General features: G+C 45.3%; 14 protein-coding genes and 1 tRNA gene. 7 read left to right on the top strand and 8 right to left on the bottom strand.

Annotated elements, in window-relative coordinates; translation table 11 throughout:
• Window position 1 precedes the first annotated feature (1 nt).
• Together cyoE and NKE59_RS09020 are read left to right on the top strand one after the other, a co-directional pair.
• Window positions 2-859: a heme o synthase gene (cyoE, locus tag NKE59_RS09025; protein ID WP_353439949.1), complete on the top strand. Its 858-nt coding sequence runs from the start codon at window positions 2-4 to the stop codon at window positions 857-859.
• 4 nt (window positions 860-863) lie between these two features.
• A complete protein-coding gene (locus tag NKE59_RS09020) occupies window positions 864-1436 on the top strand; it encodes an SCO family protein (protein WP_353438659.1) in 573 nt (190 codons plus the stop codon).
• Here NKE59_RS09020 and rpoH read toward each other — a convergent pair whose 3' ends face one another.
• Both rpoH and ftsY read right to left on the bottom strand, forming a co-directional pair.
• Window positions 1437-2369 carry an RNA polymerase sigma factor RpoH gene (gene rpoH / locus NKE59_RS09015; protein ID WP_353439947.1) on the bottom strand — a complete coding sequence of 311 codons (933 nt, stop codon included), beginning with the start codon at window positions 2367-2369 and terminating at the stop codon, window positions 1437-1439.
• An 86-nt stretch (window positions 2370-2455) separates the two neighbouring features.
• On the bottom strand, window positions 2456-3367 hold the full coding sequence (gene ftsY / locus NKE59_RS09010) for a signal recognition particle-docking protein FtsY (protein ID WP_353438657.1): 912 nt from the start codon (window positions 3365-3367) through the stop codon (window positions 2456-2458).
• A gap of 120 nt (window positions 3368-3487) precedes the next feature.
• Here ftsY and NKE59_RS09005 point away from each other — a divergent pair, with 120 nt between their 5' ends.
• From NKE59_RS09005 to NKE59_RS08985, 5 genes are read left to right on the top strand one after another with little or no spacing between them, the layout of a single operon-like run.
• Window positions 3488-4855, top strand: a complete 1368-nt coding sequence (locus tag NKE59_RS09005; protein ID WP_353438656.1) for a pitrilysin family protein — start codon at window positions 3488-3490, stop codon at window positions 4853-4855.
• Window positions 4856-4861: 6 nt separating this feature from the next.
• Window positions 4862-6214 (top strand): pitrilysin family protein, encoded by a 1353-nt coding sequence (locus NKE59_RS09000; RefSeq protein WP_353438655.1) that lies wholly within the window; start codon window positions 4862-4864, stop codon window positions 6212-6214.
• Window positions 6215-6808, top strand: a complete 594-nt coding sequence (gene rsmD / locus NKE59_RS08995) for a 16S rRNA (guanine(966)-N(2))-methyltransferase RsmD (protein WP_353438654.1) — start codon at window positions 6215-6217, stop codon at window positions 6806-6808.
• Window positions 6809-6841: 33 nt separating this feature from the next.
• Window positions 6842-7333, top strand: a complete 492-nt coding sequence (coaD, locus tag NKE59_RS08990) for a pantetheine-phosphate adenylyltransferase (RefSeq protein WP_353438652.1) — start codon at window positions 6842-6844, stop codon at window positions 7331-7333.
• Window positions 7334-7371: 38 nt separating this feature from the next.
• The gene (locus NKE59_RS08985) at window positions 7372-7635 is read left to right on the top strand and encodes a YfhL family 4Fe-4S dicluster ferredoxin (RefSeq protein WP_353438651.1); all 264 of its coding nucleotides are present in this window, start codon (window positions 7372-7374) and stop codon (window positions 7633-7635) included.
• Here the strand turns inward: NKE59_RS08985 and pth are convergent, their stop codons facing one another.
• The 6 genes from pth to NKE59_RS08955 form a co-directional block, all read right to left on the bottom strand.
• A complete protein-coding gene (gene pth / locus NKE59_RS08980) occupies window positions 7636-8226 on the bottom strand; it encodes an aminoacyl-tRNA hydrolase (RefSeq protein WP_353438649.1) in 591 nt (196 codons plus the stop codon).
• Window positions 8227-8336: 110 nt separating this feature from the next.
• Window positions 8337-8999: a 50S ribosomal protein L25/general stress protein Ctc gene (locus NKE59_RS08975; protein ID WP_353438648.1), complete on the bottom strand. Its 663-nt coding sequence runs from the start codon at window positions 8997-8999 to the stop codon at window positions 8337-8339.
• Window positions 9000-9103: 104 nt separating this feature from the next.
• Entirely contained in the window at window positions 9104-10057 is a 954-nt protein-coding gene (locus tag NKE59_RS08970) for a ribose-phosphate pyrophosphokinase (RefSeq protein ID WP_353438647.1), read from the bottom strand.
• Between the two features lie 35 nt (window positions 10058-10092).
• A tRNA-Gln gene (locus NKE59_RS08965) sits at window positions 10093-10169 on the bottom strand.
• A gap of 15 nt (window positions 10170-10184) precedes the next feature.
• Window positions 10185-11054 (bottom strand): 4-(cytidine 5'-diphospho)-2-C-methyl-D-erythritol kinase, encoded by an 870-nt coding sequence (gene ispE, locus NKE59_RS08960; RefSeq protein WP_353438645.1) that lies wholly within the window; start codon window positions 11052-11054, stop codon window positions 10185-10187.
• Window positions 11047-12546: a lipoprotein insertase outer membrane protein LolB gene (locus NKE59_RS08955; protein WP_353438644.1), complete on the bottom strand. Its 1500-nt coding sequence runs from the start codon at window positions 12544-12546 to the stop codon at window positions 11047-11049. The genes ispE and NKE59_RS08955 overlap by 8 nt, the downstream gene beginning before the upstream one ends.
• Window position 12547: the final 1 nt, after the last annotated feature.

Here is a 12547-nt window from a genome sequence, read left to right as displayed (position 1 = left end):
AATGCCCCGTTGGCGTCAGTATTGGGTTTTAACAAAACCACGGGTTACTCAACTTGCAGTCTTTTGTGCCATTATCGGTATGTTTTTGGCAACCCCGGGCATGGTTCCGTGGCCCATCCTGATTGGAGGTTCCATCGGTATATGGTTGCTAGCAGGTGCTGCGTTTGCAGTGAACTGCTTAATTGAGCAAGCTGTTGATGCGAAGATGCGGCGTACAGCATGGCGCCCATCTGCTACCGGAGAAATTACCCCCTTCCAAATTATTATTTTTTCATGCGGGCTTGGTGGCGCTGGTATGGTCGTTCTATGGTTTTATACCAACCCCTTAACGATGTGGCTTACCTTTGCCACCTTTGTTGGCTATGCGGTTATCTATACCTGGTACCTAAAGCCCGCAACTCCACAAAACATTGTAATTGGCGGCCTTTCAGGAGCGATGCCCCCCGCCTTGGGCTGGGTTGCTGTGACCAATCAACTCTCAGCCGAAGCTTGGCTACTCGTGCTGATTATTTTTGTATGGACGCCACCTCATTTTTGGGCACTTGCTCTGTACCGTCGTGAAGATTATGTACAAGCAGGATTACCAATGTTACCCGTGACGCATGGTGAGAAATTTACTCTTTTAAATATTTTGCTTTACACCTTAATTTTGTTAGCCGCATCGATCCTGCCATATATCTATGGAATGAGCGGTATTTTTTATTTGGTATCAGCGATTATTTTGAGCGGTATATTTATTTACTATGCGATTCGTCTTTATCAAAACTATAGCGATCAGTTGGCGCGTAAGACCTTTAAATACTCCATTAGCTATTTAGCACTATTATTTGCTGCAATCTTGATTGATCACTATCTTTAGTTCTATGAAGAAACTACTTACATTAGCAATGCTTACTTTATTGGCGGCTTGCTCACAGCCCAGTTTTAAAAATGTTGATATTACCGGCAGCAAGTTGTTTGGAAACAACTTTGTGTTGCTTGACTCTCAAGGCAAAGATAAAACACTAGCCGACTTCAAGGGCAAGGCTGTTGTCCTATTCTTTGGATATACCCATTGCCCTGATGTTTGCCCATCAACTTTGATTGAGATGCAGGGTGTCATGAAGGATTTGGGGCCGCTTGCCGATCGCGTGCAGGTTATTTTTATTACGGTCGATCCAGAACGGGATACCGCTGAGTTAATGGCGCAGTACCCGCCCGCATTTGATCCCCGTTTTATTGGTTTGAGACCTGCAGATGAAGCTGCGTTAATGAAGATAACAAAAGACTTTAAGGCTTACTACAGCAAAGTGCCTGGCAGCAATCCTAAAAACTATACGATTGACCATACAGCAGGTAGTTATGTGTTTGATCCTGCTGGAAACCTTCGCCTTTATATAAAGCATGGGCAGGGGGCAGAGCCCATTGCCCATGATTTAAAAATACTTCTAAAGTAATTAATGTAGTAAGGATTCTTCGTCTTTGAGAGCGAGCCGTAATTTCTTGAATGCAGCTACTTCAATTTGACGAACCCGTTCTGCAGAGATGCCATATTCTTGTGCAAGGTCTTGCAAGGTTTTGCAGCCTTGGCCATCTGCATCCATATTGAGCCAACGAGATTGCACAATCTCCCGACTGCGAACATCTAGGGTATTTAAAGCTTGCAGTAGCTTGGGGCCCTGCAATGCAAATTGATCATTTTGAGCAAGTCTAGCGCTGGGCTCATGGCGCTCATCCGCAAGCCACTGAATGCGTGCAAATTGGTCTTCATCCTGATCGTCGCCATCAATAGAGATGTCGCCACCTGCAAGGCGCATTTCCATTTCTTTGACATCAGCACCGCGTACATCAAGAGCCTTAGCAAGTGACTCAATTTCAGAATCAGTAAGAGCATTTGCAGAAAGTTTGTTGCTTCGTAAATTAAAGAAGAGTTTACGTTGCGCTTTTGTAGTCGCCACTTTAACTAAACGCCAGTTTTTTAGGATGTACTCATGAATCTCCGCTTTGATCCAATGAATCGCATAGGAGACTAAGCGCACGCCTTGATTGGGATCATAGCGCTTCACTGCTTTCATTAAACCAATATTACCCTCTTGAATGAGGTCGGCATGAGGAATTCCGTAGCCAAGGTATTGACGTGCAACAGAAGCCACTAGGCGCAAATGTGAGAGAACCAGTTGACGAGCCGCATCTAAATTTTCAGAACGACGATACTCCTGCGCAAGAGTAAATTCTTGAGCAGCGCTCAGCATTGGTAAGCGGTTGATATGCGCTAAATAGGCGTCAATCGTTCCAACGCCAAGCGCAGGCAAAGGCATAGCCAGACCGCCTGCCGAAGTATTGCGATTAATAGGTTTTAAGGCTGTATTCAAAGTCATCGATTTATTGATTAGTTTGATTGCAATATGTTATTTTAGCACTCCTATAAGGAGAGTGCTAATCTCACTATCAATTTATAAGACCTTGATTAATATGGTTATTCTACAAGCTCTTTAGCATATGCTTTTGCATTAAAGGGCTCTAGATCAGACAGACCCTCCCCTTTACCCAGGGCATAGACAAAGGTTTTGAAGGCGGTGGTGCCCGTTTCTGGGGGGGTCTCAAGGGCTTTGCTAAGCGCACAAATAACGCCACCCTTAGCAGTACCATCCAATTTGGTGACAATAATCCCCTGAAGACCAATGGCATTCCTAAATGCTATAACTTGTGCAATGCCATTCTGACCAGTATTGCCATCCAGAACGAGGACAATTTGATGGGGCGCATCTGGAACCACCTTGGAGATCACCCGTTTTACCTTTTTGAGCTCTTCCATCAGATTTCCTTGGGTCGCTAAGCGCCCAGCCGTATCAATAAACAGAACATCGATTTGGCGAGAAATCGCAGCGTGTATAGCGTCATGCGCAACGGCTGCCGCGTCACCACTTTCTTGGCTTAAGACTTGGACTTGGTTGCGCTCCCCCCATTCCTTGAGTTGATTGCGCGCCGCAGCTCTGAAGGTATCGCCAGCAGCCAATAAAACAGATTTACCTTGCACTTGAAAGTGATGACAAAGTTTGCCGATAGAGGTTGTTTTACCTGCACCATTAACCCCAACGATTAGCCAGATTTCAGGTTTGTGGTTTGACTGGCTTAATAAAAGAGGGTTTTGAGGATTTTCAAGAGGAGCTAAAAGACGGCTAATTTCCTGAACCAATAACCCTTTTAAATCCTCAGCATTTTGGATCGAATGGGATTTAGCTAGTTTACGAAGGCTAGCAATAAGTACGTTGGTGGTCGCAATCCCAACATCTGCCTTTAGAAGGGTTTCTTCTAATTGCTCAAACCAGGACTCATCAATTGGATGAAGACCAAATAGGGAACCAAGCGTTTTACGTAAACCAAACATTATCGATACAATCCTTTAGGTAGATCTTAACAAGTTCAAGACCACGTCAACAATGAGATGATAGTCACTCTAAACACACCTAGATTCGTTTGCTTATCCACCCTGAGGATTCTGATCCTGTTGGGCTTATGCGTCAGTGCATGCTTACCGCTAGGGGCGTGGGCCAATAAGATAGATACACACGAGTATCAATTTAAAAACGGCTTACGTTTAGTAGTGAAAGAGGATCGTCGTGCACCCACAGTGGCTCATATGGTTTGGTATCGCGCAGGATCGATGGACGAGCTTAATGGCAAGACCGGCGTCGCGCACGTGCTTGAACACATGATGTTTAAGGGAACAGAAAAGGTTAAATCGGGAGATTTTTCCAGAATGGTCGCAGCAGTCGGGGGGCGTGAGAACGCATTCACTGCCCGTGATTTCACGGGATATTTTCAACAGATTGAAAAATCAAAACTTGCCGATGTCATGCGACTAGAGGCTGATCGTATGGCAAATCTGAAGTTTTCAGATGAAGAGTTCTTAAAGGAAATTCAGGTTGTGATGGAGGAGAGACGTCTACGTACCGATGACAGCCCAAATGGCTTGATGCGGGAATTGATGATGGCCACCGCCTTTACAAGCTCTCCTTATCGCCATCCCATTATTGGCTGGATGAACGATTTACAAAACATGAAGCCCAATGATGCGAGGCAGTGGTATCGGGATTGGTATGCCCCTAACAATGCAATTGTTGTGGTCGTGGGCGATGTGAAATCCTTAGAGGTGAGAGCGCTTGTAGAAAAATACTATGGACCGATTTCTGCAAAGCAATTACCAGAACGTAAGCCGCAAGTAGAGCCCGAACAAAAAGGAGAAAAACGCGCTAATCTCAAAGCGCTGGCCGATAGCCAACAAATAATGATGGGGTGGAAAGTTCCTAAATTAGACCCAAAGAAAATGGATGATGCTGATCCCTATGCGCTTGAGGTCTTGTCTGCAGCGCTCAGTGGCCATGATAACTCCCGACTCAATCGCGAGTTAGTTCGTAGTAAGCGTCTGGCAAATAATGCGGGTGCGAGCTACGACCTCATTAGCCGCGGACCAGAGCTTTTTATGATTAGTGCAACTGTGGCTAAAGGACAGTCAGTTTCTGATCTGGAAAAAGGTATCTTACAAACTATACAAGAGATTGCCATGAATGGGATCACAGAGGCAGAGCTAAAAAGGATTAAGGCTCAACTTTTAGCCTCTCAAATCTATAAGCGTGACTCTATTTTTGCTCAAGCAATGGAAATTGGTAGTGCTGAGATTGCCCATGGCTCATGGAAAGATTTGGATCGAATCATTGAGCGCATTCAGCAAATCCAGTCAGAGCAAATCAAGGCAGCGGTTAAGCGATATTTCATTGGTGACGGTCTAACGATTGTCACCCTAGAACCACAAGCAAGAACCGTATCGGCAAATCCGAAACCTATTCCCTCCCTTCCTAGCAATTTGCGGCATTGAGAAAATATGATGCATATCGTTCAGATTTATATTAAGCGTTACCTCCTTATTTTTATCGCACTGGGGTGCGGTATATGGGGTAAGGCATATGCCGTCTTACCCATTCAAGAGATCGCATTAAGTAATGGCAGTAAAGCTTATTTAGTTCAGGCCACCACAATTCCAATGATTGATATTGAGATTAGTGTCGATGCTGGTAGTCGTTACGACCCAAAGGGAAAAAGTGGCCTAGCGGGCTTAACCGCAGCTCTATTAACCCGAGGAATTGAATGGAACGGCAGCCTTTTAAATGAGGCAATGCAAGCTGATGCTATTGCTGATCTAGGAGCAAGCATTAGCGCATCCGCAAGTGGCGAGCGTACTATTGTGCGAGCTAGGTCTTTGAGTAAGCCAGATGTATTTAATTCTGTTCTTGATTTATTAAGTGCTGCTATCTCAAAACCAATTTTTGATGTACAGATTGTTGCTCGGGAGAAACAACGGATTTCCTCGGCAATTGCAGAAGGGGATACAAAGCCTGAAGTAGTAATGCAAAAGCGCTTTCGTAAGGAGTTATTCCGGGATTATCCCTTAGCGGAGTCACCCAGCTTGCTATCGATTGCTTCCATTGACGCAGATGATCTAAAAAGATTCCATCGAAATTTCTATCGACAAGATCGCATGATTATCAATATGGTGGGTGATTTAGATGTAAAAACAGCTAAACAAGTGGCTGAGAAATTAATCGCTCAGCTCCCACAGCAGGGCCCAGCAATCCCGGCATTACCCCCTTTTATTCCTTCACCGCTTGCACCTGAGGCCGATCGACTAATTCGTATTCCGTTTCAGACGCAGCAAACTCATATTGCATTAGGAATGAGTTCTATTACGCGGAGTAATCCTGACTATTTTCCACTCCTGGTTGGTAATTATGTATTAGGGGGTGGTGGTTTTGTCTCTAGATTGGTTGGAGAGGTTCGTGATAAGCGAGGTTATGCCTATAGTGTGTTTAGCTATTTTCAGCCTGGTCGTGAAACTGGTAGTTTTGAGGCGGGCTTGCAGACGCGCAACGATCAAGCCAATCAAGCCCTAGTAGTTTTACAAGAAACAATCGCTCGCTTTATTAAAGAGGGGCCTAGTGATTCAGAGTTGGCAGCGGCCAAGTCAAATTTAATGAATGGATTTCCACTACGTTTAGATAGTAATCGTAAATTATTGGATAACTTGTCTGCCATTACTTGGAATCAATTGCCACTTAATACTTTGGATGTTTGGACTCAGCAAGTGGCTGCAGTAAAAAAAGAGGATGTACGTGCAGCGTTTCAGCGCAATTTAGATATGGGGCGCATGATTAGCATTCTGGTTGGAGGGGCGCAGTAATTGTCGGGCCATCCCAATCGGATTCGTATTATTGGTGGGGTCTGGCGTAGTCGACAAATTTCAGTCCTATCTCAAGAGGGTTTGCGCCCTAGCTCTGATCGTGTTCGAGAAACTCTTTTTAACTGGTTAGGTCAAGACCTAAGTGGCCTTAAAGTTCTTGATGCTTTTGCTGGATCAGGTGCTCTTGGTTTTGAGTCAGCGTCACGCGATGCAAAAGAAGTCGTTCTAATCGAAAAAGATAAAAAGATCGTTGCGCAGCTGCAATCCCAATATCAACTTTTGTTATCTTCCCCAATTCAAGGAAATTTAAAGGTCATGCAGGGAGATGGGATTATCCATATGGGCCAAGCGAACACCGCAGCCTATCATTTGATTTTTCTTGACCCACCCTTTAACCAGCCTGCGCTCTTAAAGCAGGCAGTCGTGGAAGCTGCACGTATTTGCGATGACTACTCTGGGGGCGGAATTTATATTGAATGTCCGATTACTCAAGATCTTTTAGAGTTAGAGTTATTAATACCTAATTGGACCTGTTCAAGACAAATGCAGACAACACAAACAAAAGCAGCATTATTTAGGCGCACTTCGGGCTAAACTCTTATGTATTCAGATTATTAAGGGTGTCTTATGACCATTGCCGTTTACCCAGGAACTTTTGACCCGTTTACTCGTGGACACGAAGATCTCGTACGTCGCGCTTCTAGTATTTTTACGAAGCTTATTGTCGGTGTTGCTGATAGTCGAAGTAAAAAGCCGATTTTTACCTTAGAAGAGCGTATTGAAATTGCAAAAGAGGTATTGGGGCACTATCCCAATGTAGAAATTGCTGGGTTCTGCGGACTGCTGAAAGATTTTGCAAGAGAGCACAATGCGCGCGTGATTGTGCGGGGCTTACGTGCAGTTTCTGATTTTGAGTATGAGTTTCAGATGGCAGGAATGAACCGATACTTGTTACCCGATGTAGAAACCTTGTTCTTAACGCCATCGGATCAGTACCAATTTATTTCAGGAACATTTGTGCGTGAGATTGCATTAATGGGCGGTGACGTCAGTAAATTTGTGTTTCCCTCAGTAGAAAAATGGTTACATCAAAAGAACGCACAAACCAAGACAAAATAAGCTATTCTGGTTTAGTTCGTACACTAAAGGTTTAAACCATGTCTTTAATGATTACAGATGAGTGCATTAATTGCGATGTCTGTGAGCCAGAGTGCCCCAATGATGCCATTTACATGGGTCTTGAAATCTATGAGATTGATCCAAATAAATGCACCGAGTGTGTTGGGCATTTCGATGTACCCCAATGTCGTCAGGTCTGCCCAGTAGACTGCATTCCATTAAATCCAAATTATTCAGAAACTCAAGAACAGCTAATGAGTAAATATCACACGCTGACCAAGATTAAAAAGGCCGCGGTTTAATTAGTCGGGCCCGTGGATAGCCTGCATCGCATTTTGAACATCACCTTTTATAAATAAAGGAAGTGTTCTTAAGGCTTTATCGATTGCTTGATCAATCTTACTTTGTTCCTCGCTGCTAGGCTTCTTTAATACATAATCAGCCACATCCATCTTTGCTTTATCGCCAGGAAGATCACGGGGATGGCCGATCCCAAAGCGTAGGCGCCAAAATTGTGGGCTTGATAAATGGGACTGAATATCTTTGAGACCATTATGACCACCATTGCCACCACCCTGTTTGAGCCGAGCCATACCTGGTTTTAGATCGAGCTCGTCATGAACAACCAAGACCTCTTGGGGTGTAATTTTATGAAAGCGACACAGCGGCCCAACCGATTCCCCGCTTAAGTTCATATAGGTATCGGGTGTTAATAAGTGAATATCCTGCCCTTCCACCCGAATCTTTGCTGCTTTGCCAAGAAAGCGTTTTTCAGGCTGAAGGAGCTGTTTGTGTTGACTCGCTAAGCGATCAATAAACCAAAATCCGGCATTATGACGATCCGATTCGTGCTTTGCACCAGGGTTACCAAGACCAACGATTAAGCGAATCATATGAGAATGCAGATCATTATTTATAGCAATCATCAAACTATAAACGAGTCGGATTGACCAATAAAAAACCCGCACAGGGCGGGTTCTTCAAGACATCAGAATAAGAGAGATTAGCTCTTTGCTTCTTTATCTTTTGCTTCCTTATCTCCAGCAGCGGCATCAGCCACAGGTGCTGTAGGTGCTGCGCTTGGCTCTGGTTCGGCCTTAACGGTTGGGATACGGGCATTGGCAATAACAGGATTTTCTTGTTCAATATGCAACACTAGGGCAACGCCTTTTGGCAAAGATACCTCTTTTGCATGGATCGATTGACCAACAGCAATCTTGCTAAGGTCAACCTCCAAGAACTCGGGCAGGTCAGCCGGTAAACACGTAATTTCTAATTCATTGGCAATATGGCTAACTACCGCACCACCAAACTTAACAGCTTCAGATTCCTCTGCGCCTTTAAAGTGCAACGGAACGCGCATATGAATTTTTTCTGTCGCAGAAACACGTTGGAAATCGACGTGTAATACGAGAGGCTTGAAGGGATGCATCTGATAGTCACGCAATAAGGCCTTTTGTGCCTTACCGTTGAGTTCGATGTCCAGAATGGAGGAATGGAAGGCCTCTTTACGCAAAGCGTGAAATAGGGCGTTATGGTCCAACTCGATTGCGCAGGGAGATTCTTGCTTTCCGCCATAGATAATTCCGGGGGTTTTCCCAGAATTGCGCAGGCGGCGGCTCGCACCAGTGCCCTGTACGCTTCTTTCAAATGCAACTACTTTCATGATGACTCCTAAGAATGTTAAATCTCCGTTCGCGACCAAACGGAAAGCCTTAAATTATAGCCCGAAAGGGCTAAAAAACCTCTAAAAGAACCTCTACAGAGAGCTTAGTCAGCAAAAAGCGACATCACAGAGTCACCTTTTGTGATGCGGGAAATGGTTTCTGCCAGAAGGGGGGCAATACTTAACTGCCTGATTTTATTGACTGCTAATGCATCTGAATTGAGTGGAATGGTGTCAGTGATCACTAACTCATCAATTTCAGATTTAGCGATTCTGGCGGCAGCGCCACCGGATAAGACAGGGTGAGTGCAATAGGCGGTTACGCTCTTAGCGCCCCGTTCTTTCAAGACCTCGGCAGCCTTGCACAGGGTTCCCCCGGTATCAATAATGTCGTCCATGATGACGCAATGACGGTTTTCGACCTCACCGATTAAATGCATTACCTCAGAAACATTTGGCTTTGGGCGGCGCTTGTCAATAATGGCCAAATCGCAGCTTAGCTGTTTAGCAAAGGCGCGGGCACGAACAACCCCCCCAATATCGGGAGATACCACGGTCAAATCAGCCTGATTCTTAGCCCGCAAATCTCCTAAAAGAACCGGTGAGGCATAAATATTGTCTACAGGGATATCGAAAAACCCTTGGATCTGATCAGCATGTAAATCCATGGTTAGAACCCTTTCAACCCCAGCAACAGATTGCAGCATATTGGCCACAATGCGGGCCGATATAGCAACGCGGGCCGATCGAGGCCTCCGATCCTGTCTGGCATAGCCAAAATAGGGAATAACGGCTGTTATACGGTTTGCTGAGGCCCGTTTCAGGGCATCAATCATGATCATCAGCTCCATCAGATTATCGTTTGTAGGAACGCAGGTTGACTGGATTACAACAACGTTCTTGCCGCGCACATTCTCTTGAATTTCAACCTGAATCTCGCCATCTGAAAAGCGCCCTACAAAGGCTTTGCCAAGCTGCAACTTCATTTGTTTGGCTACTGCCTCGGCTAAGGCGGGATTGGCGTTGCCAGTAAAAATAGTGAGCGCGTCAGAGGTCATGGTCTTGGCTAAATGTTAGTTATCAATCATAACGATGGCAGGGGAGGAAGGACTCGAACCCTCGCATGCCGGAATCAAAATCCGGTGCCTTGACCAACTTGGCGACTCCCCTGTAGCGTCATACTGATTAAACCGAATTGTAAGCGGGATTTTGTTTTAATCCCCGAACAAGCCGACCTACCCACCCAGAAGGAAGTTTTTGCAGCATGCGATCGACCTCAGGTGCGCTAATCGTTTTTGGGATAGCGGCAAACACACAGCTACCCGATCCCGTCATTCGTTTTACAGAATCCGGAGCTTGTTGTGCGATCCAATCTAATGCTCGGTTTACTTCAGGGCAGATCTTGCTTGCCACTGGTTGAAGATCATTCCCAAATTTGGGATCCTTCCAAGAGCTAGCAAGAAAGTCTGAGATTGTAATCGGAGCATGATTGCGGGTCAATGTGTCATCTCGGAAAACGTCTTTGGTGGCAACCGATTGCCCTGGGAAAATCACTAAAAATTGTTCCTCGGGTAGATCAAGCCTGTTTAATTGCTCACCAATGCCCTCAACAAATGCGTTTTGTCCAAATAAAAAGAAAGGGATATCAGCACCCAATTGCAAGCCTAGATGAGTAAGCTCGGATTGACGAAGGCCTAAGCCCCAGAGATGATTTAAACCAATCAAAACTGATGCGGCGTCAGACGAGCCGCCACCTAAACCAGCACCCATGGGAATATTTTTTTCTAGATGAATCTTTACGCCATATGGGTAAGATGCATACTTTTTTAATATACGCGCCGCACGAACAACTAAATCGTTTTCTGCATTAACCCCATCTGCCCCAACTGGCCTAACAATTTCATCGGCTTCAATAAGCTCAAGAGACACAGTGTCATACCAGTCGATGAGCTGAAATACAGATTGCAACTGATGGTAGCCGTCGTCTCGCTGGCCAATGATATGAAGAAATAAATTAATTTTGGCTGGAGCGTACAGCTCAATTTTTTTAGTCATTCACTTGATCAAATATCAAACGTACATCAATAGTGCCGGTATTCGTGTTACGAGTCATATTAAGACGCTCAATTTTTTGAGCATCACTCCACTTGTAGGCTAGATCCCAGCCATCTTGGGTAATATTTTTGACTTGACCGCGTTCGTCGCGTACTAATCGAGCCGTACTACCAGGACGAACTTGACCATTGAGCCAATTCGATAAACCGCGGGCAGGCAAGGGCAGTCCAAGCGTATTTTGAATGAGGGTATCAGCATCAATTGCCATTACCTTTTTCCCATCGCGCTCCAAAATGGCTTCCCCTGGATTAATCACAATCTTGGCAATCGCTCCACCCATAGGGCTTCGGATCTCAAGGGTATCACTAAAACCGGTTTTGCTGAGCGTAAAGCTACCGCTTCCACCTTGTGTATTGTTAGTGGGGCGATCATTCATCTTTACAGCAAAGCGTCCGTCCCATTGACTGGCTAATTTGTCCAGGGACATAATCCAGTCTGGCTTGAGGCGTCTTATAGTCTCTTTGAGGGTTGCATTATTTGCATCAATTAGTTCTCCTTGGCGCCAAGCTGCCTCTGCTTCCAGGGGTCGACCTAAGACCCACAACACTTCACCAAGGTGAGCGGCGATATCTGCCTCAGGCTTCATGCGAAATGCATCCTGAAGTTGCGTTAGGGCAAGCGATGTTTTATCCAAACGAAAGTTGACCCATCCCAAGCTATCAAGAATGAAAGCATCGTCGGGAGAAAGTTTGTGAGCCTTCAAGATGAGGTCATAGGCTTCAGTGAGTTTTATGTTGCGATCGGCCAAGGAGTAACCGAGGGCATTTAAAGAATTAATATTATTAGGATCTTTTTTGAGAATGATCCGTAAGGTTTTTTCCATGACCTCAAACTGACCAGCTTTCTCGGCAGCTAATGCATAGCTATACAAAACATCGGGGCTACTGGGCAGTGGGACTAAGGCTGAAATAATCTTGTAATAGGCCAGCATCGCGGCGCTCTCGTCCATGGCTCTACCAATTAAGCCTTGCCACTGCTTGAGTGTTTTCTCGCGCTCACTCAAGGGCTGTTGATTGAGAAGAGCCACCGCAGGCTTTACAGACTCTGACCAACGTTGATTGAGCATCAATAGGGTTACTAAGACCTCTTTAGGTCTAGTTTGGGATGGTTTAGAAAGCTCATCCCAGGTTTGAGCAGCCGCTAGTGCCAAATCAGGAGCATTGGCTGCAATCGCAATTTCCATTGCTCGTTGCGCAAGATCCGCTTCACCGGTTTGTCGAGCAAGGCTTAAATAGGTTTGGTAAGCCAAGCCAGCCTCGCCGCGTTGCAGGGCGATTTCTGAGGCCAATATCTCAAATACTTGTTCACTAGTCGCGCCCTTGGGTGGCTTTTGGGCATACGCATGCTGACTACTCAAGAAGGCAAACAACAGCATAAAAAGGCAGAGTAAACCAAGCCTGTTTGCTTGTTTTTGCATGAAATTGAGGTACATA

It is taken from the genome of Polynucleobacter sp. UK-FUSCHL-C3 (assembly GCF_040409815.1).
Taxonomy (GTDB): Bacteria; Pseudomonadota; Gammaproteobacteria; order Burkholderiales; family Burkholderiaceae; genus Polynucleobacter.
The sequence above is the reverse complement of the archived record's forward strand: the minus strand, read 5'-3'. Positions and strand labels throughout refer to the sequence as shown.